This is a genomic window from Campylobacter sp. JMF_04 NA10, assembly GCF_027737655.1.
Classification (GTDB): domain Bacteria; phylum Campylobacterota; class Campylobacteria; order Campylobacterales; family Campylobacteraceae; genus Campylobacter_B.
In genome coordinates, this window is record NZ_JAOVTZ010000002.1 from 287365 (window position 1) to 312120 (window position 24756).

Annotated in this window: 27 protein-coding genes; 17 read left to right on the forward strand and 10 right to left on the reverse strand. The window is 41.7% G+C overall.

Translation table 11 applies throughout. The features are described 5' to 3' along the window. Window positions 1-24 precede the first annotated feature (24 nt). Together OFO12_RS04335 and OFO12_RS04340 are read right to left on the reverse strand one after the other, a co-directional pair. A complete protein-coding gene (locus OFO12_RS04335) occupies window positions 25-366 on the reverse strand; it encodes an LPXTG cell wall anchor domain-containing protein (protein ID WP_270869606.1) in 342 nt (113 codons plus the stop codon). Between the two features lie 69 nt (window positions 367-435). Continuing rightward, a complete protein-coding gene (locus tag OFO12_RS04340) occupies window positions 436-1476 on the reverse strand; it encodes an HdrB C-terminal domain-containing protein (protein ID WP_270869607.1) in 1041 nt (346 codons plus the stop codon). Window positions 1477-1587: 111 nt separating this feature from the next. Between OFO12_RS04340 and truD the strand changes: the two genes are divergently transcribed. The 3 genes from truD to OFO12_RS04355 all read left to right on the forward strand — a co-directional run bounded on the left by truD (window position 1588) and on the right by OFO12_RS04355 (window position 3644). After that, window positions 1588-2700, forward strand: a complete 1113-nt coding sequence (truD, locus tag OFO12_RS04345; protein ID WP_270869608.1) for a tRNA pseudouridine(13) synthase TruD — start codon at window positions 1588-1590, stop codon at window positions 2698-2700. Window positions 2701-2861: 161 nt separating this feature from the next. Then, window positions 2862-3101 carry a hypothetical protein gene (locus OFO12_RS04350; protein WP_270869609.1) on the forward strand — a complete coding sequence of 80 codons (240 nt, stop codon included), beginning with the start codon at window positions 2862-2864 and terminating at the stop codon, window positions 3099-3101. Window positions 3102-3149: 48 nt separating this feature from the next. Next, complete coding sequence (locus OFO12_RS04355; protein ID WP_270869610.1) at window positions 3150-3644, forward strand: hypothetical protein; 495 nt, start codon at window positions 3150-3152, stop codon at window positions 3642-3644. A gap of 63 nt (window positions 3645-3707) precedes the next feature. On the opposite strand, the gene OFO12_RS04360 is transcribed toward OFO12_RS04355, so the two are convergent. Together OFO12_RS04360 and OFO12_RS04365 are read right to left on the reverse strand one after the other, a co-directional pair. Beyond that, a complete protein-coding gene (locus OFO12_RS04360; RefSeq protein ID WP_270869611.1) occupies window positions 3708-5087 on the reverse strand; it encodes an FAD-linked oxidase C-terminal domain-containing protein in 1380 nt (459 codons plus the stop codon). After that, window positions 5080-5805, reverse strand: a complete 726-nt coding sequence (locus OFO12_RS04365) for a plasminogen-binding N-terminal domain-containing protein (protein WP_270869612.1) — start codon at window positions 5803-5805, stop codon at window positions 5080-5082. The genes OFO12_RS04360 and OFO12_RS04365 overlap by 8 nt, the downstream gene beginning before the upstream one ends. 129 nt (window positions 5806-5934) lie before the next feature. Here OFO12_RS04365 and OFO12_RS04370 point away from each other — a divergent pair, with 129 nt between their 5' ends. Genes OFO12_RS04370 through OFO12_RS04410 form a run of 9 tightly spaced genes read left to right on the forward strand, consistent with a single transcriptional unit; the run spans window position 5935 to window position 13567 of the window. Beyond that, window positions 5935-7104: a peptidoglycan DD-metalloendopeptidase family protein gene (locus OFO12_RS04370; protein ID WP_270861835.1), complete on the forward strand. Its 1170-nt coding sequence runs from the start codon at window positions 5935-5937 to the stop codon at window positions 7102-7104. A gap of 8 nt (window positions 7105-7112) precedes the next feature. Further along, window positions 7113-8495 (forward strand): magnesium transporter, encoded by a 1383-nt coding sequence (mgtE, locus tag OFO12_RS04375; RefSeq protein WP_270864498.1) that lies wholly within the window; start codon window positions 7113-7115, stop codon window positions 8493-8495. Then, entirely contained in the window at window positions 8480-9070 is a 591-nt protein-coding gene (locus tag OFO12_RS04380) for an NUDIX domain-containing protein (protein ID WP_270859030.1), read from the forward strand. The genes mgtE and OFO12_RS04380 overlap by 16 nt, the downstream gene beginning before the upstream one ends. 49 nt (window positions 9071-9119) lie before the next feature. Then, the gene (locus tag OFO12_RS04385) at window positions 9120-9743 is read left to right on the forward strand and encodes a trimeric intracellular cation channel family protein (RefSeq protein ID WP_270859031.1); all 624 of its coding nucleotides are present in this window, start codon (window positions 9120-9122) and stop codon (window positions 9741-9743) included. Further along, window positions 9740-10906 (forward strand): aspartate aminotransferase family protein, encoded by a 1167-nt coding sequence (locus OFO12_RS04390; protein ID WP_270869613.1) that lies wholly within the window; start codon window positions 9740-9742, stop codon window positions 10904-10906. The genes OFO12_RS04385 and OFO12_RS04390 overlap by 4 nt, the downstream gene beginning before the upstream one ends. Beyond that, a complete protein-coding gene (locus OFO12_RS04395; protein WP_270869614.1) occupies window positions 10903-11859 on the forward strand; it encodes an SAM-dependent methyltransferase in 957 nt (318 codons plus the stop codon). Before OFO12_RS04390 ends, OFO12_RS04395 begins: the two co-directional genes overlap by 4 nt. Next, a complete protein-coding gene (locus OFO12_RS04400; RefSeq protein ID WP_270869615.1) occupies window positions 11859-12215 on the forward strand; it encodes a hypothetical protein in 357 nt (118 codons plus the stop codon). Before OFO12_RS04395 ends, OFO12_RS04400 begins: the two co-directional genes overlap by 1 nt. Next, window positions 12202-12777, forward strand: coding sequence for a 16S rRNA (guanine(966)-N(2))-methyltransferase RsmD (gene rsmD / locus OFO12_RS04405; RefSeq protein ID WP_270869616.1), 576 nt, complete (start codon window positions 12202-12204; stop codon window positions 12775-12777). The genes OFO12_RS04400 and rsmD overlap by 14 nt, the downstream gene beginning before the upstream one ends. Next, on the forward strand, window positions 12767-13567 hold the full coding sequence (locus OFO12_RS04410; RefSeq protein ID WP_270869617.1) for a TIGR02757 family protein: 801 nt from the start codon (window positions 12767-12769) through the stop codon (window positions 13565-13567). Before rsmD ends, OFO12_RS04410 begins: the two co-directional genes overlap by 11 nt. Window positions 13568-13592: 25 nt before the next feature. Here OFO12_RS04410 and OFO12_RS04415 read toward each other — a convergent pair whose 3' ends face one another. The 5 genes from OFO12_RS04415 to brnQ form a co-directional block, all read right to left on the reverse strand. Further along, entirely contained in the window at window positions 13593-13748 is a 156-nt protein-coding gene (locus OFO12_RS04415) for a hypothetical protein (protein WP_270869618.1), read from the reverse strand. A gap of 9 nt (window positions 13749-13757) precedes the next feature. Next, entirely contained in the window at window positions 13758-14711 is a 954-nt protein-coding gene (gene lpxD, locus OFO12_RS04420; RefSeq protein WP_270869619.1) for a UDP-3-O-(3-hydroxymyristoyl)glucosamine N-acyltransferase, read from the reverse strand. 8 nt (window positions 14712-14719) lie between these two features. After that, on the reverse strand, window positions 14720-15190 hold the full coding sequence (gene ilvN / locus OFO12_RS04425; protein WP_270859039.1) for an acetolactate synthase small subunit: 471 nt from the start codon (window positions 15188-15190) through the stop codon (window positions 14720-14722). Between the two features lie 9 nt (window positions 15191-15199). Further along, window positions 15200-16888 (reverse strand): acetolactate synthase large subunit, encoded by a 1689-nt coding sequence (locus tag OFO12_RS04430; RefSeq protein ID WP_270859040.1) that lies wholly within the window; start codon window positions 16886-16888, stop codon window positions 15200-15202. 164 nt (window positions 16889-17052) lie between these two features. After that, entirely contained in the window at window positions 17053-18369 is a 1317-nt protein-coding gene (brnQ, locus tag OFO12_RS04435; protein ID WP_270869620.1) for a branched-chain amino acid transport system II carrier protein, read from the reverse strand. 145 nt (window positions 18370-18514) lie between these two features. On the opposite strand from brnQ, the gene radA reads away from it, so the two are divergent. The 5 genes from radA to OFO12_RS04460 all read left to right on the forward strand — a co-directional run bounded on the left by radA (window position 18515) and on the right by OFO12_RS04460 (window position 23661). Then, a complete protein-coding gene (radA, locus tag OFO12_RS04440) occupies window positions 18515-19864 on the forward strand; it encodes a DNA repair protein RadA (RefSeq protein ID WP_270869621.1) in 1350 nt (449 codons plus the stop codon). Between the two features lie 43 nt (window positions 19865-19907). Continuing rightward, the gene (locus tag OFO12_RS04445) at window positions 19908-22292 is read left to right on the forward strand and encodes a heavy metal translocating P-type ATPase (RefSeq protein WP_270869622.1); all 2385 of its coding nucleotides are present in this window, start codon (window positions 19908-19910) and stop codon (window positions 22290-22292) included. Next, window positions 22289-22513: a cbb3-type cytochrome oxidase assembly protein CcoS gene (gene ccoS, locus OFO12_RS04450; RefSeq protein ID WP_270869623.1), complete on the forward strand. Its 225-nt coding sequence runs from the start codon at window positions 22289-22291 to the stop codon at window positions 22511-22513. Before OFO12_RS04445 ends, ccoS begins: the two co-directional genes overlap by 4 nt. Beyond that, window positions 22510-22731, forward strand: a complete 222-nt coding sequence (locus OFO12_RS04455) for a hypothetical protein (RefSeq protein ID WP_270869624.1) — start codon at window positions 22510-22512, stop codon at window positions 22729-22731. Before ccoS ends, OFO12_RS04455 begins: the two co-directional genes overlap by 4 nt. A gap of 156 nt (window positions 22732-22887) precedes the next feature. Beyond that, window positions 22888-23661 carry a hypothetical protein gene (locus OFO12_RS04460; RefSeq protein WP_270869625.1) on the forward strand — a complete coding sequence of 258 codons (774 nt, stop codon included), beginning with the start codon at window positions 22888-22890 and terminating at the stop codon, window positions 23659-23661. Window positions 23662-24135: 474 nt separating this feature from the next. Here the strand turns inward: OFO12_RS04460 and thyX are convergent, their stop codons facing one another. After that, the gene (gene thyX / locus OFO12_RS04465) at window positions 24136-24756 is read right to left on the reverse strand and encodes an FAD-dependent thymidylate synthase (RefSeq protein ID WP_270869626.1); all 621 of its coding nucleotides are present in this window, start codon (window positions 24754-24756) and stop codon (window positions 24136-24138) included.

The following is a 24756-nucleotide window of genomic DNA, read 5'->3' on the forward strand; positions in this document are numbered from 1 at the left end:
AAGGCGCGAATTTGCGCCTTAAATTTAATCCATTTCATCGATACTGCCTTTTTGATTTTTAAATTTTACATTTTTCAAATTTAACTTATTTTTTGCTTTATCAAATTTGACTTTTTCGCCTTTTGGTTTTTTGGGTTGTTTTTTATTTTTTGGTTTTACAAAATGAAAATTATTTTTTAAATTTTTTCTTTTTTTACTAAACAATAACATTGCCCCACCAATAATCAAAAATCCACTTATTGGTATGTATAATAATGGATTTGAAAAATCGTGAAAGGCTCCTTGCGACCAAAATTGTTTAACAAAAAGCACTTTAAATCCAGCGATAATCATAACCACTGCAAGTAAATTTTTTTCATTAATCATTTTGAGTTCTTTTTATAAAAAATAAAAAAATCTTAGCTTTCATTTGAAATTTCATATTCACAAACCGCTCTACACCAACGCGACTTTTAGTTTATGCGACGCCAAAGTTTTTGGTTTTTCACCCTGAGCAAGGGCGATAAACTCGTCCGTGCTAAGCAGGTAAAAATCAATTAGCTCGCGCCCCATTAGCGCGCAGATTTCATCACTTTTGCCATCGATAAAACCAAACGCATTTTTAGAATTTACCAGCAAAAAATCAGCCCCGCTATCAAACGCGTCAAAGAGAATTTCACCAGCCAATCGCAACGCGCACTCCTTTTCGGCGCCGTAAATTTCAGCCCTTAACGCCTCGTTTTCGCGCTCAAATCTCACGACATCTCCGCCAAATCTGCACACCAAATCCCGCGCGCCCTCATCGCCCCAAACAGCGATTTTAAAGCCCGTGTAGCGGTGCGGGGCAGTGTTTGCGTCTATCTCGGCTAGGCTTTGTGCGCTATAAATTTTATCCACGCGCGCCGGATCAATCCCACAAAGCTCGCAAAGCCTATCATAAATCAAATCGCAATCATAGTCCAAATTTAGGGCATTGCACGGCGTGAAATACACAAGCTGCGGGCAGATAAAATCTAAAATTTCGCCCCTTTTTTGCGGGAAATTTTCGAGCAGAAAATTCGCAAAAACAAAGGCACTGTTTCCCAAAAAAATCTCGCTAAACTTCCTTAAATTTGAGCTGTAAAAATATGGCGCTAATTCCTTGTAAAACTCGAAAGTATCGCCATTAGCGATAGCAGAAAAACTCTGAAATTTAGAGTAAAAACTCTCAAATCCACACTCTAAATCCTTGCGCGCCTCTTTTCCGCTAAGTGGCGCAATGTATAAAATCCTGCCAAAGCGCGCCAAAATCCCACCAAATGGCTCCTCCACGCTCGCGACCACGCCATTAATTTTGACAAAACTCACGCCCTCATAGCTAAAATACGGATCGCCCGCTTTTATCTCGCCCAAAAGCTCACCCACACTAGCGAAATTTTCGCGCTCAAAAATATATGGCTTAAAATAGCTTAAAACATCGATTTTAGGGTCAAATCTGAAAAGCCTGATCTCCAACATAACTGCTCCTTTTTGCGCCCAAAATTCTACTAAAATTTGGCTAATAATTAGATTTTTAGGCGCAATTTTATATAATAATCGCTTTTATTTTAGCCAAAAAGTGAAATTAATATGAAATTTTTATATACCTTAAACCACGCGCCCATAAACGCGCATTTTAGCAAAAACTCAAACGATTTCGTCGTGCGCGAAGTCCCGCTGTATGAGCCTAGCGGCGATGGCGAGCATGCGATGATACATCTGCAAAAAAAGGACCTAACCACCTGGGAAGCCTTGCAAATTTTAAGCGAACATTTAGGCGTGAAGATGCGCGATTTTGGCTATGCAGGGCTAAAAGATAAAGAGGGCTTAACTAGCCAGTTTGTTACATTTCCTTTCAAATTCGCGCAAAATTTAGAGAGTTTTTCGCACGAAAAAATCAAAATTTTAAGCCTTAATCGCCACAAAAACAAGCTAAAAATCGGACATTTAAAGGGAAATAATTTTTTTATCCGCCTAAAAAAGGTCTTGCCAACTGACGCTTTAAAACTGCGTGAAGCTCTTGAAACACTCGGCGCGCAGGGGTTTGCGAACTATTTTGGCTTCCAGCGCTTTGGCAAATTTGGCGACAACGCTAAGACAGGTCTAGCGATACTGCGTGGCGAAAAGCGCATTAAAAACCCTAAAATGCGCGACTTCCTAATCAGTGCGTATCAAAGTGAGCTATTTAACGCTTGGCTAGCCAAAAGGGTTGAAATTTCAAAATTTGCTAGCGAATTTAGTGTGAGCGAGTTTGCCAAAATTTACGGATTTGACAAAGCCCTTGCCAAATCTATCGCCACTCAGGCGCAATTTTACAAGCTACTTCCCGGCGAGATTTTGGGGCATTTCCCGCACGGGGCGTTTTTTACCTGCGAGGATTTAGGCGCGGAGGTAGAGCGGTTTGTGCGCCGCGATATCACGAGCGCTGGGCTCATCGCCGGGGCACAAAAACTGCGCGCAAGTGGCGTGGCGAATAGATTTGAGAGTGAGATTTTCGCCGAGGCTGAGGCGTATTTGGCGCAAACAAACGGCTCATATCGCTATGCGTGGAGCTATATAGAGGATATCTCGCACAGCTACGACGAGGAAAAGGCGCAGTTTGGATTTAGCTTTTATCTACCAAAAGGCTCGTATGCGACGGTGATTTTGGAGGAAATTTTGCATAGAGAAATTTTCGAAAATTTCGCCCCTAACGAAGAGTGAAATTTGAAATTTAGCCAAATTTCGCTCCGCAAGCTAGAAATACTGCACCAAATTTGAAATAATGATAAAATTTGATAAAAATATAAAATTCGGTGAGCAAGAATGCCACCCTACGGTGCTTTATCGTCAAAAGCAAGAGCTTTGTTAAACGAGGAAAAATAATGGAAGTCAAACTAACATTACTAGAATTTGAATATTTAATGGAAAATTGTGAATTTGCAAAAAAAATATTAACTATCAAAAATAAGAATTTTATAAAAGTATGTGTAGATATAGATACAGCAGAAAGCATTAGAGAGTGGGCTCTTGATGAATTAGAGATAAAAGGCTTTGATGAAAATTATGAATTGAATTCAGATGGAAAAATTTTAGAAGCATTGGTGGATTTATTCTATGTGTAGCAAGGATATCCACCCTACGGTGCTGACCGTTATTGTAAAGGATAGCAAATGAAAACGCCACTAATTACAATGCGTTTTATTGAAAATTTAAAATTTTTACAAGAAAAAGTGCCAAAAGAAAATATTATATTCTGTGGAGACGATGAATATAATGAATTTTTGTGTGTTAGCTGTGGCGGTCAAATTTATGGTGTAGCATATTTTAACTATGGCACAAATTCCCAAATAAGCTTAAATGTGCGAAAGAATTTACTTTACATAGGTGCTAGTCAAAATTTTATCTGCATAGATATAGACGGCGGCGAAATTTTATTTAATGAAGAGTTGATTTTTCCATTTTTCGAAATGCTCTACGATGAAAACAGCGAATATCTATGTGTAGTCTGTGAGTGTAACATTATATGTTATTTTGGAAGCAAAGAAGTATGGAGAGTGGATTTTGGCGAAATTATAAATAGTTATGAAATTATAGATAATAAATTATTTGTTAAATGCGTAGATAAAAAAGAATATATAATCAGTTTATTTAATGGAAATATATGAGTAAATTGAAATCAAATAGTATCATAGGGTGGGCATACTTGCCCACCGCAAATGAGCCGAATTTTACAGCCCCATTTTGTTTGGATTTAGGATATTGTTTGGATCAAAAGCCTTTTTAATCGCGCGGAAAAGCTCCATTTCAGCCTCGTTAAACGCCATTTTCATATACGGAGCCTTCGAAATGCCAATCCCATGCTCCCCACTTAGCGTGCCACCAAGCTCCACGGTCGCTGCGAAAATCTCCTCGATAGCTAGGTGAGCCTTTTTGACCTCTTCGACATTGCTTTTATCAGCCATGACATTTGTATGGACATTGCCATCGCCAGTGTGTCCAAAACACGGCGTAACAAGCCCATATTTAGCCGAAATTTCAGCGATTTTATCCAAAAGCGCAGGTAAATTCGAGCGTGGCACGGTGATATCTTCGTTTAGCTTCAAAGAGCCGTAGCAGGTGATTGATTGCGAGCAGTTTCTGCGCGCAAACCAAATATCCGCACTCTCTTTTTCATCTTTTGCCACACGAAATTCACTAGCTCCATTTGCCATAAAACTATCTTTGATCACGCGCAAATCGGCTTCTAAGCTATCTTCGATATTGCCATCGACATCGCAGATTAGTATCGCCCCAGCGCTAGTTGGCAAGCCTTTATGAAATTTCTGCTCGACAGCCTTTATACATAGATTGTCCAAAAACTCCATTGCCACTGGCGTTACGCCACCTGCCATTGTCTTATACACAGCGTCCATTGCATTTTTAACACTTGGGAAAATTCCCATTGCAGTCTTTTTGAATTTTGGCATTGCGATGAGTTTTAGCGTGATTTCGGTAATCACGGCAAGCGAACCCTCACTAGCAATTAAAATTCCAGCGATATTATACCCAGCGACATCTTTTATCGTGCGTTTGCCAGCGCGTATGATTTCGCCACTAGGAAGCACAGCGCGTAGAGCCATGACATAGTCTTTGGTTATGCCGTATTTCGCCGCTCTCATACCGCCTGAGTTTTCAGCGACATTGCCACCAAGCGTGCTGTATGCCTCACTCGCAGGATCTGGCGGATAAAATAGTCCCATTTTGGCGACTGCATTTTGCAAATCTTTATTTATCACGCCCGGCTGGACGACGGCGACTAAATTTTGCAAATCAATCTCTAAAATTTTATTCATGTGCTTTTCAAAGCCTAGAATTATCCCGCCCTCATGCGCCAAAGAACCACCTGTAAAGCCACTTCCAGCCCCGCGCGGGATAATTGGCAGATTGTGAGCGTTGCAGTATTTTAAAATCTCGCTCACATCGCTTTCATCTCGCGGGAAAAGCACAGCGTCTGGCTTAAAGCGCCTTCTAGTCGCGTCATAGCAGTAGGCGATTTTATGCGCTTCGTCAAAATAGGCGTTTTGCTCGCCTAGTAAATTTGTAAAAAATTCTATATCAGAATTATTCATCATCTAAGCCCAAAAGATATGAATAGTGCTTGTCATAGTCGCTAATCGGACCATTTGTGAAATCCCAAAACACGGTTTTGATATCCCCTACGCGTGAATAAAACGGAAGCGTGTAGTAAGCAACCTTGCCACTTTCATAAGTGCGAAGTGGTTTGAAGCTGCCGCAGTCTGCGAATACGCTCTTTTCGTTCATTGCGACAAAAATTAGCCCAGTGCTGTTTTTCGCGCAAATTTTGCGGAAATCATCACGGCTCGGATTTGGTTTAGAATTTAGCCTCAAATACGCTCCGCCAAGGTCAGGGTGAATAAACTCGATATTTGGGAAAGCCTGCACGATTTGTGCGTAAATTTCGGCATTTGGAGCCACGATTAGGGCGCGGTCATAAAGGTAGTTTAAAATCACCTTATCGCCATTAGCTGGCAAAATTTTTGGTAGTGGCAGAGCTTTTTGCTCCAACATACCAAAGACTTCGAATCTGATTTTTGCCTTTGCGCCGGATTTTTCGCTGACTACTGCGCGCGCGATGATAGCGTTTTCGCCGTTGCCGAAATCATGCATTACAATCCCAGCGCTTCCTACCATGATAGCGGGATTATCAGCGATTACGGCTTCGCCATTTTGCACATCAAAAATCAGCGTTTCATAAGGCGGCATGTAAAATTCAGCCCCAAAAACAGATGATAAAAATAGCCCCAAAGCAAGTAAAATTCGTTTCAAATTTAACTCCTAAAATAAAATTTTCGCCAATTATACATAAGAATTTACAACAAACGGCAAGGGATATTTGCCAAATATAAACCAAATTTGGCTAGAATTGAGGTTTTAATTTCAATTTTAAAGCGGTTTATGATGAGAATTTTTGCACTGATTTTTTTACTTTTTAGCCTTTCATTTGCCAGTTCTTCGAGTGTGGAAAAATTTAAATGGCCCTCAGGCGTGAGCTTGCTACAATTTATGGAAAATTTCTCTATTCCGCTCTCGACATATTATGATTTAGACAAAGAAGATCAAGAATTAGCCGCCGAAGTGCGCGCAGATGTCGAGTGCATGATGCTAAAAGACCCGCTTGGCAAAATCGTCCAAGTCCTAATCCCCATAAACGACGAGCTTCAAATCCAAATTTACCGCGACAAAAAGGGAATTTACAAATTTATCTACACGCCGATTGTTTATGAACAACACTCTTACGCTTTAAGCATTGAGATTACTTCATCGCCCTCAAATGACATTTTAAAGGCTACCGGAAGTATCGCGCTAGCAAACGAATTTTCGAGCGTTTTTAAAAACGAGGTAAATTTCAAAAAACTGCAAAAAGGCGATCGCCTTACGATTTTATACGAGCAAAAAACTCGCCTTGGACGCCCATTTGGCGGGGTTAAAATCCTAGCCGGCACAATCGAGGAAGCCAAAAAACCAAAATCGCTTTATTATTTCGAGGACAAATACTACAACGAAACTGGCAAAAAGGTCGAGCATTTCGTGCTTACCACGCCACTTGTTTATACTAGAATTTCATCTCGTTTCACGCCTAAACGCTTCCACCCGGTGCTTAAACGATACCGCGCGCACCTAGGCGTGGATTATGCTGCGCCAAAAGGGACAAAAGTAAATGCCGCAGGCAATGGCAAAGTAACCTTCGTAGGGCGCAAAAACGGCTATGGAAACACCGTCGAAATCAACCACGGCGGAGGTTTGGTTACGCTGTATGCGCATTTAAGCGGATTTGCCAAAGGGTTAAAAGTCGGTATGAGCGTAAAACAAGGCCAACTAATCGCCTATGTAGGCTCCACAGGCCTAAGCTCGGGACCGCATTTGCATTTGGGTCTGTATCGCAACAACCAGCCAGTCGATCCCCTAAAAACCATAAAAATCACAAAATCAAATTTCGTAAGCGAGGAAGAGCGCAAATTTAAGGCGTTGGTAAAGGATATGAACGCTAAATTTGACGCGGTTAAAGACGGCTCGAAAAACCCAGCGAAATTTGAACCTTATGAAAATTTAGTTAGCATAAATTAGAGGCAAAAATGGAAGCAAAAGATAAAGAATTTTTGACAGATTACGAAGAGGCCGAAGCTCTTTTAGAGGCGCATATCGGCGATACGATAGAAGAAGAGCTAAGCCCAGCGGACCTTGCAGATCACTTAAAGGCGCTTAAAAAACACGACGAGGAAAAATATGTCGAATTCCTAGAAAAACTCGACCCCGAGGACCTTGCTGACGCTGCGCTTGAAATGCCAGATCACATGCTCGAAGATATCATCGAAACCCTTCCTAGCGAAAAAATCGTCGAAGCTATCGAAGAGCTAGAAAGTGATGATCAAGCAGAACTACTCCAAAGTATCGAAGAAATCGACGAGGATAAGGCAAAGGAGCTTTTTTACGGGCTTGATGAGGACGATCGCCACGATATTTTGACGATTAACAAATACGACGATGACGAAGCTGGCGCGTATATGCAAACCGAGGTTTTTAGCGCACGCGAAAACCAAACCCTAGGCGAAGCTGTCGATATGCTAAGGGTAATGCGCCAAAACGGCGATATCGAAAATGTTTTTCAGCTCTTTGTTTTAGATGATAAGGGCCACATGCTAAGCGCATTTTCGACCTCGGATTTGATTTTATACGATTTTTCGCTCACGCTAAAAGAAATTTCGCAAAAATTTAACGCAGACGCAAAGGTGCATTTCGCCACCGATACCGATAAAATCGAAGATGTCATCAAGGATTTCGAGGAATTTGACCTAAATGTAATCCCTGTTTTGGACGCAAACGGCGTGCTGATTGGGCGAATCACAGCCGATGATGTGCATGATTTGATTCAAGAGCGCGCCACAGAGCAAATTTACAACCTTGCCGGTGTCAATGATGAGGCTGAGGAGGAAGATACTGCATTTTCAGCTGGAAAGGCGCGTGCATCGTGGCTGGGCGTGAATTTATGCACGGCGATTATTAGCTCGATTATCATCGGACTTTTTGACGCTACAATCGAGCAACTCGTCGCCCTTGCCGTGCTTATGCCAATCGTGGCCTCCATGGGTGGCAACACAGGCACGCAGGCTCTCACCGTTACGGTTCGTCGCCTAGCCCTTGGCGAAATCGAGGCGCGCGATATCCGCTCGGTAATCACGCGCGAAGTTACCATTTCACTGGTAAATGGCTCGATTTTTGCCGTGGCAATGGGAATTGTGGCGTGGGTATGGTTTGGTATGAAGCTTCTTGGCGTCGTGATTGCGATGTCAATGGTGATAAATTTGACCTTGGCTGGATTTTTTGGCGCGATTATTCCGATTGCCTTGCGCCGTTTTGGGATCGATCCAGCTGTGGGAAGCTCGGTTTTGCTGACCACGGTTACTGATATAGTGGGATTTTTTAGCTTTTTAGGACTTGCGACATGGATATTGATATAAAAAATTTTAAAATTTCAAAACTCGAACACTCGAATTTCATTAAGCCATTTAGGCTAAATTTCGAATTAAACGGCGAGGCGCGAGCGTGGGATTGCGTCAAAGTGCATGATAGCGTCTCAATACTGCTATATCACAGCGAAAAAAAGGCGTTTTTGCTCGTTAAGCAGTTTCGCCCAAGTGTGTGGTTTTACCAAGACGAAAATTTAATAAACTGCGATGAAAAGGGCTTTACCTACGAGCTGTGCGCTGGGATTTTAGACAAAGGCATTAGCGAGGAACAAACCGCAATCGAGGAAATTTACGAAGAAACCGGATATGAGCTTAAAAATTTGGAGTTTATCACGAGCTTTTACAGCGCACTTGGTTTTGGCGCAAATCGCCAAATTTTATTTTACGGCGAGATTGATGAGAGTATGAAAAAAGGCGCAGGTGGCGGGGTCGATGGCGAGAATATCGAGCTGTATTTTTTGCCGTTAGATGAAGCTAAAAAATTTATGTATGATGAAAAAATCGTGCGAGCCTCTGGGCTAGTGGCGGCGTTTTTGTGGTTTTTCCAAAACAAGGGCGAAATTTAATGCAAATTTTAGCCCAAATTTTACTAAATTTTAGAATTTATCCACGCCGATGACACAGCATAATATCATTTTATATATCGAATACATCGGCATTGCCTCGGCTTCTTTGAGCGGATTTTTATTCGCGGTTAAAAGGGACTGCGACTGGCTGGGGATTTTTTTGGCTGCGTTTTTGACCGCCCTTGGTGGCGGGATTGTGCGCGATATCACGGTGGGCAGACCGCTGTATTCCTTCACGCACTATATGCCAGTAATCATCGTCATTGCGGTGCTTATCGCCTCGCATATTTTCGCAGCCCAGACCAAAAAACTGCAAGGCAGATTTATATTTATTTTCTCCGACGCAATCGATGTGATTTGCTTCTCGATTGTCGGGGCTATGGTTTCGATTGAGTATGGATTAAATGTTTTTGGGGCGATACTTATCGCCTTTTTTAATGGCGTTGGGGGCGGAATTTTGCGCGATGTGCTATTAAACGAGGTGCCGTGGTTTTTGCGCACGGGACTTTATGGGACGATAAGTATGGGTGTCGGGCTGGTTTATTTTATCTTAGACTGGCTTGACTTGGCGAATATCTACACGATTTTGGCACTATTTTTCGCTGGGATTGTAGTTAGAATGTTTGCGTATTATAGGGGTTGGCATTTGCCAAAAGTGGAGTATAACAAATGAAGTATTTAATGAGTAATTTTTCTAGGGTCGATGTCGCTTTTACTAGGGGTAAAGGTGCGAAGCTATGGGATAGCAACGGCGAGAAATACATTGATTTCGCCGCTGGAATTGGGGTGTGCAGCCTAGGGCATGCAAGCCCTGTGGTGATAGAGGCCATAAACACGCAAAGCGCGATGATAATCCATAGCTCGAACATTTATAGAGTCCTGCCACAAGAGGTGCTAGCCAAAAAAATCAGCAATCTTTTGGGCTATCAAACATACGCTGTGTTTTGCAACTCTGGGGCTGAGGCGAACGAAGCAGCCATAAAAATGGCGCGCAAATACGGCACGACTAAATTTGAGAGCAAAAAATATGAAATTTTGACTTTGAAAAATTCCTTCCACGGGCGCACTATGGCTACTTTGAGTGCCACAGGACAGGATAAATTTCACCCTGAAATTTTCGCTCCATACATTGAGGGATTTAAATTTTACGACGGAATCGATGAAATCATCGCAAATATCAGCGATAAAACGGTCGCTGTGATGATAGAACTAATCCAGGGCGAGGGTGGAATTTGCCCGCTGGATAAAAAATCAGTCCAAAAACTAGCCAAAGTTTTGAAAGAAAAAAACCTACTTCTAATCACCGACGAGGTCCAATGTGGCGTCTATCGCTCGGGCGAGTTTGTCGCAAGCAAGCTCTATGGCATAGAGCCTGACATTATCACCTTTGCCAAAGGGCTAGCAGGTGGCGTGCCAATCGGCGCGTGCGTGGCTAGGGAAAATATCTTTGCCCCTGGCGAGCATGGAAGCACATTTGGCGGCAACCACCTAGCCACATCGACCGCAAACGCCGTTTTGCGCGAGCTAGAATACCTCTACGAAAGTGGCGAGCTTAAAAAAACTATCGCCGAATTTGAGGAAAATTTAGACAAAATTTTAAAAGATTTCCCAAATTTCTTCGAATCTCGCACAGGGCTTGGACTAATGCAAGGACTAGTTTTAAAAGACAGCACATATCTAAGCATACTCTTTGCCGAGTGCCTAAGAAACGGACTTTTGGTGCTAAAATCAGGTAGCAAAACACTAAGATTTTTACCGCCATTAAACATAAAGAAAAAAGAGATAAAAGCAGGATTTGAAATTTTGCGCAAGACTCTTGAAGAGCTTCAAGATTGAAATTTAGCGATTTTTTCGAAGCATGGCTAAATGATAGCTACTACGCAAATGGCGTTAAAATCGGCAAAGAGGGCGATTTTTACACCGCTGTTAGCGTGGGAAGCTTTTTTGGGATTTGCTTGGGGCGCGAAATTTTGCGCCTTAGTGCGAATTTTGCTGGCGAAATTTCACTCGTCGAAATCGGCGCAAATGAGGGATTTTTGCTCGCTGATATAGCGCAAGCGCTTTTTACTTTCGACCCAAATTCTTTGGCGAAATTTGAGTTTGTCATCATCGAGCCACACCAGAGGCTGCGCCAAATCCAAAGCGAAAATTTCGCTAAAAAATTTGGCGATGAAATCACGCTAAAACATTTCGCTTCGCTAAAAGAAGCGAAATTTAGCGAGGCGATTTTTATCGCAAACGAGCTTTTTGACACCTTCAAATGCGAGGTCGTAAAAGATGGCAAAATGCTTTATATCGAGGATTTTAAACAAATTTGGCGCGAAATTTGCGATAATGAAATTTTAAAATTTAGCGCTGGGGGCACAGAAATTCCGCTTGGATACGAGGAATTTGCTAGTAGCATTAATGCGCAAAAATTCGCCTTTTTGGCATTTGATTATGGCAAAATGGGTGCGAGCGGGGAAATTTCGCTTAGAATTTACAAAAATCACCAAGTTTATAATTTGTTTGAAATTCAAAATTTAGCCGAATTTTACGGGGTAAGCGACATTACTTATAATGTAGATTTTGAAATTTTATCGCGCGCTTTTGAGAATACTGGCGCGAAAATTGGCAGATTTATGAGCTTTGAAAAAGCCTTAATCGAATTTGGCGCGACGCAAATTTTGGAGCAATTTGCGCAAAATTTGGGTCAAAACGGCTATCAAAATGCCCTAGCCCAGTTTAATCACCTGCGCCATGAATTTGGCGAAAAGTTCAAATTTATCGAGTTTTTAAAAGGATTTTAATGAGAGTTTTTATCGATTGCGAATGCGAGATTATGCAAAAAAGCCTCGAAATGTTTTTGGCAAATTTTGCCGTGCAAAATTTAGGCGAGGCCGATTTTGTCGTGACAGACACTGCCAGAGCAAGTGCCAAACCGCTCTTTATCATCGCTAAAAACGGCGATTTAGAATTGCCGTTTAGCAAAGAACAGCTTGTTTTGGCGCTTAAAAATTTTAGCGCGAGTGAGATCGTGCAAGCTAGCTATAATAAATTTGAGTTTTCACAAAATTTGGATTTAGAAGCGCAAATCGGCGCAGTATTTGATGAGTTTAAGGCGCGAATTTTAGAAATTTTAAGGAAACAAAGTGGCAAAATTTAGAGGCAAAATTTCAAGCGGAATTTACAAAGGAAAAAGCTTGGAACTCCCAAGCCTAGGGACTACGCGCAGCACGAAATCGATCGTAAAGGGCTCGTTTTTCGACTCATTTAGGTATGAGTTAGAAGGCAGCTGCTTTATCGAGGGCTTTGGCGGAAGCGGCGGCATGGCACTCGAAGCCCTTAGCAACGGCGCAAAAGAGGTTTTCGCTATCGAAAAAGACCGCAAAGCTTACGAAATCACAAGGCGTAACTTCGCCCTTTTTGGCGTGGAAAAAAATGCCCTAAATGGCGATTGTTTCGCGCTTTTGCCACAAATTTTGGCGAATTTAGACAACGAAAAAATTTTCATCTACCTTGATCCGCCATTTGATATCAGAGAGGGTTTTGCTGGAATTTACGAGCGCGTAGTGGGCCTAATCTGCGAAATTTGCGAGTGCGAGAGGGTGAAATTTGTGATAATCGAGCACGCAAGTGAGGTGAAATTTGAAGCAAATATCGCAAAATTTAGCCTTTTAAAATCCAAAAAATTTGGCGCCACGACACTATCTTACTATGCAAAATAAAATTTCAAAAAACCTTAGCGGTGCCGAAATGAAGGCACTTTTGGAGTATTATTCGGCGCGTAGTAATACTGATGAAAATCTTTTTAGCGCCCCAGATCCACTGCAAGTGCTAAAACCTCTCGCCCGCGCCCCGCACGCGCCCGTAATCGCGCTAATTTGCGCACTTTTTGCCTATGGCAACGCAGGGCAGATAGTAAAATTTTTAAATTCGCTAAATTTTGATTTGCTTGGAAGCGATGAAAAGACGATAAAATCAGCTTTGCAAGGCAAAAAATACCGCTTTCAAAGCGAGCGCGATGTGGCGGAGATTTTTCTCACGCTTCGCAGGCTTTGCGAGTGCGATATAGAAAAAATCATTTTAAATGGTATGAAAAATGGCGAAATCATAAACGGCATAAATGCGCTCATAGCCCAAATTTACGAGCTTTCAGAGTATCGCTCGGCTGGATATGAGTTTTTCTTCGGCAAAAATTTCACCACTAAACCAACCTCGCCATACAAACGCTACAATCTGTTTTTGCGCTGGATGGTGCGCAAAAGTGATATAGATTTGGGGCTGTTTTCGCGCATAAGTTCGTCCAAACTGCTCATACCGCTCGATACTCACACGCACAAGGTCTCGCTAGCCTTGGGCTTAATAGATAGGAAGGTTTATGATTTTCGCGCTGTTAGCGCTCTTAGCGCAAAACTGCGCGAGTTCGACCCGCACGATCCGATAAAATATGATTTTGCGCTGTATAGACTAGGACAAAGCAGAGAAATTGAGGAATTAATAAAAAATTTGAAATGAAATTTAGCCCATTTTTGGGCTAAATTTAGATTTCTACGACTATTTTTTTGGCGTTTTCATCGACATAGATTGCGAAAATTTCGTGTTTTTTCTCACCCACGACTTCCACTTCACAACCCCTAAGCTCGGGGCTTTCTAGCAAAATTCTAGCGATTGTATCATTTAACTCTTCTAGCGTCATTTTTAATCCTTATTTATCTTTGAAAAATCGCGCGATCTTGGCTTGGAGTTTAAACCACTCTTTTAGCTCCATTATCGGGTGGCCAGCGAAATTTTTACCAGCTGGCAGGTCTTTGCTAATCCCGCCTCTGGCTGCGACTTGGACGAAATCCCCTACCCTGACATGTCCGCCACTGCCTGCTTGACCGCCAAGGACGACATTTCTACCAAGTATAGTTGATCCTGCAAGTCCCACTTGTGAGACGATTAGGCAGTTTTCACCTAGCTCGCAGTTGTGTCCGATTTGGACTAGATTGTCGATTTTGGTGCAAGATGAAATTATCGTAGAGCCAAAAACCGCCCTATCTATCGTGGTATTCGCGCCGATTTCGACCTCATCTTCGAGCACGACATTTCCATTGTGATAAATTTTAACATGCGTGCCGTCGCTTCTATGCGCGTAGCCAAAGCCGTCCGAGCCGATAACTGCGTTTGCTAGGATATGGCAACGAGCCCCTATAATCGTGTCGTTGTAAATCACGACCCCTGGGTGTATCACACAATCATCGCCGATAACGACATCATCGCCGATATACGCACCAGCGCAAATCACGACTCTCTCGCCGATTTGGGTATTTGAGCCGATATAAACACCCTTTGCGATTTGCGCACTTTTAGCAATCGCGCTTGGGCGAGGCTCCCTGATAAGCGGTTTTGCAAAATATTTGCTCAGTATGGCAAAGGCTAGGTGCGGATTGACACACTCGACTTTGATTATGTTTTTTGGAACCTCTACGCCCTTTTTTACCAAAACAGCGCACGCCTTGCTATCGGCGATAAATTTTTCATTTTTTTCGCTATCGCAGTAGCTAAGCTCGCTCCCGCTTGCATTTTGCAGTGAATTTATCGCTGTGATTTCGGCATCTTCGATCCCCAAACTAGCAAAATCCATTCTTAAAATTTTAACAATTTCAGAAAGTTTCATATATTCTCCTACATATCAAGTGCGACGCTACCGCTTCTGACGATATCGATTGGGTTGTATTTTTTCACGGTCTTTAAAAAACTCTCGATTCTATCAGCATCATCGCACGCCATAAGCACGATATGGTTTTCGTCGCTGTTTGCGATAGAGCCGTTATACGCTTTTAGCAAAGCATCAAGTCCGGCTAAATTTTCGTTTAATGCGATTTTTATTAAAACCATCTCTTTTTCGACAAAATTTGCCTCCTCGATTACTTTATAAATCGGGATTAGCTTGTGAAGTTGCTTTGTAATCTGCTCGATAATGCGCTCATCGCCCAAGGTTACAATCGTAAGCCTAGATAAATTTGTATTTGGGATAGGTGCGACGGTTAGGGAGTTGATATTATATCCGCGCCCTGCAAAAAGCCCAGAAATACGAGAAAGCACGCCGTGTTCGTCCAAAACTATGACTGAAATAATTCTTTTTATACTATTCATAATCAAATCCTATTCAAATATCATATTATATAGCGCGCCACCTGCTGGCACCATTGGGAAAACATTTTCGAAGCGATCGACCTTAACCTCGATAAAGCAAACCTTATTGCTTTCAAGCGCAGTTTTTAGCGCGCTTTCAAACTCAGCTTTTGTGCTAACGCTAAATCCAAGCCCGCCAAAGCTCTCTACGAGTTTTACGAAATCTGGCTGTTTGCTAAGATCTGTCGATGAAAATCTCGCACCATAAAACATACTTTGCCACTGCCTAACCATACCCAAAAAGTTGTTATTAAGTATGATATTTACGACACCAAGATTATTTTCGCTAAGCGTCATTAGCTCTTGGATATTCATTAAAATTGAGCCATCGCCTGTGAAATTTATAACCTGCCTTTTCTCGCCAGCGTAAGCTTTCGCTCCCATTGCAGCAGGCAAGCCATATCCCATAGTGCCAAGCCCACCGCTTGTAAGAAGCGTGCGAGGGCGGTTAAATGGATAAAACTGCGCTACCCACATTTGGTGCTGTCCGACATCTGTGACGATTATAGCGTCATCGCTTGCGATTTCGCCAGTTTTTTCCACTACCCATTGTGGTTTTAAAACCTCATCGCTATCTGTGTATTTTAGCGGGTGAATTTCTTTATAAATTTTGATTTGTTCGCGCCATTTGGCGTAGTTTGCAGGCTCTGCTTCGTCCTTTAATCTAGGATTTAGCTCTGCTAAGACGGATTTTACATCGCCTACGATTGGAAAATGCGCATTTACGATTTTTGAAATCGAGCTTGGATCGATATCGACATGGATAATTTTTGCGTTTTTGGCGAATTCTTCAAGTTTTCCAGTTACCCTATCATCAAATCTCGCTCCAAGGCAGATTATAAGGTCAGTTTCGCTAAGCGCCATATTGGCTGCGTAGCTTCCATGCATTCCCACTAAGCCCAAATTTAACTCATCATCGCTTCTCATCGCGCCAAGCGCCATTAGGGTTTCTACTACTGGGATTTGCGTGATATGCGCTAGTTGCCTTACTTCCTCGCTAGCCTCGCTTAAAATCACGCCACCGCCGATATAAATTATCGGGCGTTTGGCCGCCATTATTAGCTCAGCTACTTTTTTTATCTGTTTTGCGTTGCCTTTGTAAGTCGGGCGATATGTTTGCATTTTTATCTCATCTGGATAGATAAACTCGCCAAGCTTAGCCGTAACATCTTTTGGCACATCGATATGCACAGGACCCGGTCTGCCAGAGCGTGCGATATAAAATGCTTGTTTTAGCACCATTGGAAGCTCTTCAACGGTTTTTACTAGGAAATTGTGTTTGACACATGGCCTTGAAATTCCAACCGCATCAATCTCTTGAAATGCGTCAGTTCCGATAAGCGAACCAGCAACCTGTCCGCTAATTAGCACGATTGGGATAGAATCTGCATACGCAGTGGCAAGGCCTGTGATTGCATTTGTAAAACCAGGACCGCTTGTTACGATAGCTACGCCGACCTTTCCGCTAGCACGCGCGTATCCGTCAGCCGCCATAGCCGCAGCTTGCTCGTGGCGCACCAGGATATGTTTGAAATATGTTTGTTTGTATGTTTCATCATATATGTTTAGCGCAGCGCCACCAGGATATCCAAATACTACCTCAACGCCCTCTTGATGAAGCGCCTCGATAATCATCTGCGAACCGTTTAATTTCTCCATGTTCAATCCTAATTATGAAATGACTGAGTATTTTATTATTTTTTAGATTAAATTCTAAGAATTTTTTAAAGAATTTGATTAAATTTTATATTTTTGTAAGAATTTTGATTAAATTTAAGGCAAAATTTAAAAAGGCTTGCGAACGCGCGCAAGCCTAAATTTGGTTAAAATGATTTTTTCGTAAGGATATGTATCAAAAAGCTAATCACAAAAGCCACTACGCTAGGCACAATCCAGCCAAGCATAGCATCATAAAATGGAAAGCTACTAACCCAATTAGTAATACCTGGAATTTTGATTTTTAAGACATCTAGTCCATTTACGATACCCACAGCGAAGCTCGCATACACGCAAGCCCTATAAACTAACTTGCTTGTATCGATTAGCGGATCGATTAGCGATAAAATTATAAGCATAATCGCAGCTGGATAAATCGCGATTAGCACAGGGATACTCGCGCTAATAATCGTTGTAAGTCCGAAATTTGCCACGCCAAATGATACAAGGCAAAGTATCACAACCCAAATTTTATATGGAATTTTACCTTTTACTAGGTTTTCAAAATACTGGCTACATGAGCTGATTAAACCCAAAGTCGTAGTAAGGCAGGCTAGGAAAAATGCAAGCCCTAGCAAGGCTGTGCCGACACTGCCAAAAAGATAGTGGCTGATTTTACTAAGGTATTGTGCGCCGTTTGTTACATCAGGGAAAAGGCTAGCTGCACTCGCACCAAGATATGAAATCATCAGATAAATCACGGCTAAAAGCGCGCCCGCAAACATACCTGCTTTTATCATAGATACGACGATATGTCCCTCATCACTAACACCGCGCGCTCTCATCGCATTTGCGATAATGATACCAAAGGCTAGTGAAGCCAAAGCGTCCATAGTCTGGTATCCATCGACGAAACCACTTGCGACTGCGTGATCTCTATACGCTTCGTTTGGAGCGACAAATTCGCCCATAGGGGTCAAAAATGACGATACGAAAAGCCCCAAAATCAAAATCAAAAGCACAGGCGTAAGGTAGCGTCCGAGCAAATCGACGAGTTTTGATGGATTTAAGCATAAAACAAAATTTAGCGCAAAATACGCAGCCGAATAGATCAAAAGCCACATCTGCACCGATGTTTCGGCGACATTTTCACGCACGACGATATCAAATGGCATATTTGCAGCACGCGGTATCGCAAAAAGCGGTCCGATAGTCAGATACAATGCGACTGTGAAAATCAGCGCAAAGGCGGGATCTACACGCTCGACTAAATTCGCTAGACCCTTTGATTTAGCCACAGCTGCGACGCCAAGGACTGGGATTAAAATCGCGGCACAGCAAAAAAACATAATTCCCACGAAAAAGTTATCGCCTGCGTTTTTGCCCACAATCGGCGGAAAAATGAAGTTTCCAGCACCAAAATACATAGCAAAAAGCATTAAAGCAATGGTAAAAAACTCTTTTTTGGTAAGCTTTCTGTCCATGAAATCTCCTTATCAAAAATTTAATCGTTCATTTTCTCATTATTTAATTTAAATTTCATTTAAATTTTATTTTTACTAAAAATTTAAGGCAAAAATTTTTGCTATAATCGCGCGAAATTTAATAAATTTATCAAGGTAAAACAAAATGGCAAAATCAAAATCAACACTTTTCGAGTGCCAACACTGCGGAAATCAACAATCCAGATGGCTTGGCAAATGCCCTGATTGTGGCGCATGGGATAGTTTCGTGGAGCTTAAAGCCGAGCAGATTAAAACCCTAAAAGAGATAGAAAAATTAGAGCAAAAAAAAGGCGCGAGTGGCGCAAAAGCAATAGATGAAATCCAAATCGAAGATGTCGTGCGCATAGATACCAAAGACGCTGAGTTAAATTTGGTTTTAGGTGGCGGGCTTGTAGAGGGCTCACTCGTGCTAATTGGCGGAAGTCCTGGCATTGGTAAATCCACGCTTTTGCTCAAAATCGCTGCAAATTTAGCCAGCCCAAATTCGCCCGCACTCTATGTCAGTGGCGAAGAAAGTGCCAGCCAAATCAAAATGCGAGCCGATCGCCTAGGCGCAATCAATAAAAATTTATTCTTGCTAACTGAGATAAATTTAAACACGATTTTAGATGAAATTTCAAGCAAAAACTACAAAAGCGTAATCATTGATAGTATTCAGACCCTTTATAGCGACAAAATTTCATCAGCCCCGGGCTCTGTTACACAGGTGCGTGAGATCACATTTGAGCTAATGCGATTAGCCAAAGAGCGCGGGATTAGCATTTTTATCATCGGGCATATTACCAAAGAAGGCTCAATCGCAGGACCTAGGATTTTAGAGCACATGGTCGATGTGGTGCTGTATTTCGAGGGGGACGCGAGCAAGGAGCTGCGAATTTTGCGTGGTTTTAAAAATCGTTTTGGCTCGACAAGTGAGGTTGGGATTTTTGAAATGAGCGAAAAAGGGCTAATTAGCGCAAAAGATGTCGCAAGTAAATTTTTCACTCGCACCAAACCTGCCTCAGGCTCAGCAATCACCGTGACTATGGAGGGCTCGCGCGCCCTGGTAGTCGAAATTCAAGCCCTAGTTTGCGAAAGCTCGTATCCCAAACGCTCTGCCACAGGATATGACAAAAACCGCCTCGATATGCTTTTAGCGCTTTTGGATAGGAAGCTTGAAATTGGTCTTGGCGGATACGATGTCTTCGTAAATGTCATCGGCGGGGTCAAAATCACCGAAACCGCCTGCGATTTAGCCGTGGTCGCTGCGATCGTAAGTAGCTTTAAAAACCGCCCACTTAGCAAAGAGAGCGCATTTATTGGCGAAGTTAGCCTAAATGGCGAAATTCGTGAAATTTTCAACCTTGATGCGCGCATAAAAGAGGCTAGTTTGCAAAAATTTAAAAACATAATCTCGCCGATGAAACCGCAAAATTCGCTAGGGCTTAAAATTTTTCACGCCACGGAAATTTCGCAAATCCTTGATTGGATGTAAAAAAATGCTATAATCGCGCGAAATTCTTGGACGGACAAATTCAATGGAAAAATGCGATCACTGCCACGGCTCGTTTGAGAGCGCGGAGCTTTTTAGCGATGAGGCGGGGCATAAGTTTTGCTGTAATGGGTGCAAAAATGTCTATTATCTTTTGCAGGGGCAAAATTTGGGCGAATTTTACGAGCGCCTTGGCAAAAATACCCTGCGCCCAGCCAAACAAAATGCCCAAATTCAGGGACCAGCTAGCAGTATTTACAAAAACTATGTCACCAAAGATAAAGACGGATTTAACCAAATTTCGCTTTTAATCGACGGAATTCACTGCTCAGCATGCGTCTGGCTAAACGAAAAAATCCTAAATAACGCCACCGGTATAATCGAAGTAAGCCTAAACGCAGCCTCGCACAAAGCGCGCATTGTATGGGACGAAGAGCAAATATCCTTAGCTGAAATTTTAAATTTAATCCGCTCGATTGGATACGATGCCTACCCTTATGACACAAACACCCAAAACGCCAAAGACACGGCAAAACGCAGGGAATTTTACGCTAGGCTTTTGGTTGGAATTTTTTGCGTGATGAATATAATGTGGATCTCAATCGCGCTGTATGGTGGGTATTTCACGGGGATCGAGCAGGGCACGAAGGATATTTTGCACTTTGCTGAGTTTATCCTAGCTACGCCTGTGCTTTTCTATACTGGGGCGGTATTTTTTAAGGGTGCATTTTATGCGCTTAAAACTCGCACCCCGAATATGGACTTGCTCGTTGGGCTTGGGGCTTTGGTAATTTATATTTATTCGCTTTATGTTATGTTTTCGCGCAATGGCGAGGTATATTTCGAATCCGTAGCGATGATAATCACCTTTGTTTTTGCGGGAAAATATCTGCAAATTTTAAGCCAAAAAAGAGCTGGCGAAAATTTAAGCTCACTTTCAAACATGCTTCTTGGCGAGGTTTGCACACTTGACTTTGACGGAAGTTATGCAAACAAATCCCCAAACGAGGTGCAAATCGGCGATGAAATTCTCATAAACCAAGGCGATCGCGTCCTAATCGACGGCGTGGTAAGTAGTGGCGAGGGGAGTTTCGATTATTCGGGCATTTCGGGCGAGAGTATCCCAGTATCGCTAGGCAAAAACGATGAAATCAAATCAGGCTCGCTCTGCCTATCTGGCTCACTAAAATACCGCGCAAACGCCGATTTTAAGGGCTCATTGCTAAGCAAAATCGTCGAGCTTTTAGAAAACGCAAATCTAAAAAAACCAAAATTTGAAATTTTGGCCAATAAAATTTCAGGCTATTTTTCGATTTTTGTCATAGCCGTGGCGTTTGTGGCGTTTGTGTTTTGGTATGCCAAAGCAGGCTTTGCAAGCGCGCTACTAATCAGCGTTAGCGTCATCATCATCGCCTGCCCTTGCGCCCTAGCCCTTGCCACGCCGATTGCGACGCTGTGCGCGATCTCTGTGGCGCTAAGGCATGGCATAATCTTCAAAGAGGCCAAAATGCTAGAAATCCTTTCCAGCGCCGATACCATCGTCTTTGACAAAACAGGCACGCTCACAAGCTCTGCGCTAATCGTCAAAAAAAGCGAAATTTCGCCCCACTGCGATATTGGCGCGCTAAAAGGGCTTTTACAAAGCTCAAACCACCCTATTTCCGAGGCCGTGCTTGAATTTTTAAATTCGGGCGAATTTGCAAAATTTGCGCCTGCGAATTTAGAAAATATCACAAACCACCCAGCAAAGGGTCTTAGTGCGAAATTTGGCGAAAATGAAATTTATGGCGGAAGCGCGAAATTTATGTGCGAACTTGGCGCAAATGTCGCTAGCGGGGATTTAAGCGAGTATTTTTTCATGCAAAATAGGCAAATTTTAGCCAAATTTTGGCTTCTTGCGCCACTTAAAAATGATAGCAAAAAGGCCATAAAAACGCTACAAAATTTAGGTTACGAGCTTCATATCATCAGTGGCGATCACCAAAACGCCGTCAGTGCGATAGCGCGCGAGCTAGAAATAGTGAAATTTGGCGCGCAAATTTTGCCAGATGAAAAGGCTAGCTATATCCAAAACCTCGCTAAAATTGGCAAAAAAGTGGTAATGGTAGGCGACGGGATAAACGACGCAGCCGCGCTTAGCCTCGCTCACGCTGGGATTTGCCTAGGAAGTGGCGCGAATCTTAGCGTGCAAAAAAGCGATGTCGTGCTTATCAAAGACGATATGACGAGCCTCGTGCGCGCCATGCGTATCGCGCGCAAAACAGGCAGTAAAATCCGCCAAAATATCGCTATTTCGCTACTTTATAATCTAATCACGATTCCACTTGCGTTTTTGGGATACGCAATCCCGCTGTTTGCGGCACTCTCGATGAGCCTAAGCTCGGTAATCGTGGTCGCAAACTCAATGCTTTTAAGAAGGATAAAACTATGAGTAACGCCGTGCTAATGACTATGGTTACGATTTCGCTAATACTTGGATTTTGCGTGTTAGGCGGGCTTTTGTGGGCACTGAAAAATCATCAATTCGATGATTATTCGAAATTTCTTGGCGGGACAGAATTCGACGACGAGGACGCACTCAACGAAGCTGTGAAAATGGAAGAAAAACGCAAAGAGGCGTTAAGGCGAAAAAAAGAAAATTTGGATAGTTGAAATTTAGAGTAAAATTCCACATTAAATTTTGCAAAAATACTGCGCCGAAATTTTGCAAAAATACTGCGCCGAAATTTTGCAAAAATACTGCGCCGAAATTTCTTACTCGTAGATTGCCACGAATTTTGCTGACGCAAAATTCTCGCAATGACAGATTATACAAATTTTGCCTAATTTGTCATTGCGAGGAGCGAAGCGACGAAGCAATCTACGAGTAAAAAATAACCAAAACGCTAAATTCGCTGTCATTGCGAGGCGATTTATCGCCGAAGCAATCCAGAGATTGCAAAATTTAAAACGCCTGACGGCGTGCTGGATTGCTTCGAGTTTTTCAAACTCTCGCAATGACGGAAATTTTATAAAAAGGATAAATTTTGGAAAATTTAAATTCTAAAAACGACTTTTTTAACAAAAACAGAAATTTGAGAGATTATGATAAAGAGCCATTGATTTTACGCGATTATAGCAGAGAAATTACCTTTCATAATATTTTAAATTCTATATTTTTTCTTATTTCTTTGATAATTTTTATGGCTATTTTAGGAATAAAAAATTATGCAGATTTTAACGATATAATGGAAAAAATTCTTATTTGGCTTACGATATTTATAGTGCTTTTATTGATTGATTATTCGATTATTTTCTTATCAAAAGAACGCCGTGTATCGCTTTCTAATACAAAAGCAACTTATTATAATGCCGATTTGAAAATATACAAAATTTATAGTTTGCTCGGAAATAAGGAATTTTCATCATTTTTATATGCGATAAATAGAATAAAAAATGTATTTGTTTATCCATTTTTAATCTTTTCTATAACTGGCTTTTTATTTACTTTCGATAGTGATTTTATTATAGGCTTGCTTGTGTGCATATTCGTTGTATTTTCAGCGACTATGTATGATGTTTTATTTCGTATGTTGGTTTATAAAAAATCAAATACAAATTTGGCAAATTTTTTGGAATATTCACAGAAATTCGTGATTGATATAGGCTGGAAAGATGGCGGAAGGATAGTAACACCTGGTGCAACAATATGCTTTTTTAATCAAAACGATCACGATTTATTGAAAAAATATTTTTTCGCAATTTTTCATCTGAATTTGGATAAAGATATAAAAAAACTTGAAAGAATAAAAATTTTCTAATAAGGAAACACAATGAGTAGAGAAGCAGTTGCTCAAATCGAGCTAGACAAGCTAGAAGCAAGGCTACAAATAATAAACATAAACAGTTGGTAAAATTTTGCAAATTTAAACCCAAACTATCAAATTTGAGTTTAAATTTGTGAATTTGATAAATTCGGTATTTTAAAATACTGACCGAAATTAAATTTACATAAAATGTCATTGCGAGAAAACGAAGTTTTCAAAAAGCAATCCAGAAAAATTTAAATCCAAAATTCTACTTAAATTTAGTATTGAACGATTTTTTGAATTTTAGGCTAATTTTGAAATTCTCTGTAAAGGGGAAAGGAGCCCCAATTACTCTGCTTTGCTTCGCTCGCAATGACACAAAATTTGTATTTTGGTAATTTTTGCTCGTAGATTGCCACGAATTTTGCTGACGCAAAATTCTCGCAATGACAGATTAAGCAAAATTTGCCAAATTTAAACAAATTCCTAAATTTCGCCACTTCCCTTATACATACAATGCTCGAAGATAAATTTATGCTCTTCTGGCAGTGCTGCAAAGAGCGCATTTGCGAGTGCGCGTATCTCCCAGAGTGCCGATTTGCTAGAACGAAGAGAAAGGAAGTTTTGCAAACTTCTAGCATTTATGCTCCACGCTAACTCGGTTTTATAGCACTCTGGCAGGCAGTATTTGGCGATATCTAGACTAGTGTTTGCGCCCAAAATTTCCCTTAGATTATTTAGAGCTTTTATGCTTGCGCTATCGACGGCCTCGTTGCCTGTTAGCACGATGTATTTTGCGGCACTATCGCTTGTGATTTCAGGCTCATTTCTTAGCTCTTTTAGCGTGTAGCGGGTGGATTTCACGCTCAGGCTAGCCATACGATGCCGCGCTAATTCTTGCAAAAGCGCGCGCGAAACGCCCTTGATATAAAAATTATAAAAAATGTGTTCGAGCGTGGAGGAGTGCTTCATTTCATTTCCCACGCGGTTGATTAGTGCTAAGTCCTTTTCGCCGCCGTTATCGCCCCGCTCAAAGCTTTGCCAGCAAGTTCTTATGGCGTTTGAGCATACCCAAAGTGGCGTGAAATTCAAAAGTTTTACTTCCAT

What these genes read in the sequence shown, in the direction of transcription:
- OFO12_RS04335 (WP_270869606.1), bottom strand. Translation starts at nt 366, where the DNA reads ATGATTAATGAAAAAAATTTACTTGCAGTGGTTATGATTATCGCTGGA.
- OFO12_RS04340 (WP_270869607.1), bottom strand. Translation starts at nt 1,476, where the DNA reads ATGTTGGAGATCAGGCTTTTCAGATTTGACCCTAAAATCGATGTTTTA.
- truD (WP_270869608.1), top strand. Translation starts at nt 1,588, where the DNA reads ATGAAATTTTTATATACCTTAAACCACGCGCCCATAAACGCGCATTTT.
- OFO12_RS04350 (WP_270869609.1), top strand. Translation starts at nt 2,862, where the DNA reads ATGGAAGTCAAACTAACATTACTAGAATTTGAATATTTAATGGAAAAT.
- OFO12_RS04355 (WP_270869610.1), top strand. Translation starts at nt 3,150, where the DNA reads ATGAAAACGCCACTAATTACAATGCGTTTTATTGAAAATTTAAAATTT.
- OFO12_RS04360 (WP_270869611.1), bottom strand. Translation starts at nt 5,087, where the DNA reads ATGAATAATTCTGATATAGAATTTTTTACAAATTTACTAGGCGAGCAA.
- OFO12_RS04370 (WP_270861835.1), top strand. Translation starts at nt 5,935, where the DNA reads ATGATGAGAATTTTTGCACTGATTTTTTTACTTTTTAGCCTTTCATTT.
- mgtE (WP_270864498.1), top strand. Translation starts at nt 7,113, where the DNA reads ATGGAAGCAAAAGATAAAGAATTTTTGACAGATTACGAAGAGGCCGAA.
- OFO12_RS04380 (WP_270859030.1), top strand. Translation starts at nt 8,480, where the DNA reads ATGGATATTGATATAAAAAATTTTAAAATTTCAAAACTCGAACACTCG.
- OFO12_RS04385 (WP_270859031.1), top strand. Translation starts at nt 9,120, where the DNA reads ATGACACAGCATAATATCATTTTATATATCGAATACATCGGCATTGCC.
- OFO12_RS04390 (WP_270869613.1), top strand. Translation starts at nt 9,740, where the DNA reads ATGAAGTATTTAATGAGTAATTTTTCTAGGGTCGATGTCGCTTTTACT.
- OFO12_RS04400 (WP_270869615.1), top strand. Translation starts at nt 11,859, where the DNA reads ATGAGAGTTTTTATCGATTGCGAATGCGAGATTATGCAAAAAAGCCTC.
- OFO12_RS04410 (WP_270869617.1), top strand. Translation starts at nt 12,767, where the DNA reads ATGCAAAATAAAATTTCAAAAAACCTTAGCGGTGCCGAAATGAAGGCA.
- OFO12_RS04415 (WP_270869618.1), bottom strand. Translation starts at nt 13,748, where the DNA reads ATGACGCTAGAAGAGTTAAATGATACAATCGCTAGAATTTTGCTAGAA.
- lpxD (WP_270869619.1), bottom strand. Translation starts at nt 14,711, where the DNA reads ATGAAACTTTCTGAAATTGTTAAAATTTTAAGAATGGATTTTGCTAGT.
- ilvN (WP_270859039.1), bottom strand. Translation starts at nt 15,190, where the DNA reads ATGAATAGTATAAAAAGAATTATTTCAGTCATAGTTTTGGACGAACAC.
- OFO12_RS04430 (WP_270859040.1), bottom strand. Translation starts at nt 16,888, where the DNA reads ATGGAGAAATTAAACGGTTCGCAGATGATTATCGAGGCGCTTCATCAA.
- brnQ (WP_270869620.1), bottom strand. Translation starts at nt 18,369, where the DNA reads ATGGACAGAAAGCTTACCAAAAAAGAGTTTTTTACCATTGCTTTAATG.
- radA (WP_270869621.1), top strand. Translation starts at nt 18,515, where the DNA reads ATGGCAAAATCAAAATCAACACTTTTCGAGTGCCAACACTGCGGAAAT.
- OFO12_RS04445 (WP_270869622.1), top strand. Translation starts at nt 19,908, where the DNA reads ATGGAAAAATGCGATCACTGCCACGGCTCGTTTGAGAGCGCGGAGCTT.
- ccoS (WP_270869623.1), top strand. Translation starts at nt 22,289, where the DNA reads ATGAGTAACGCCGTGCTAATGACTATGGTTACGATTTCGCTAATACTT.
- thyX (WP_270869626.1), bottom strand. Translation starts at nt 24,756, where the DNA reads ATGGAAGTAAAACTTTTGAATTTCACGCCACTTTGGGTATGCTCAAAC.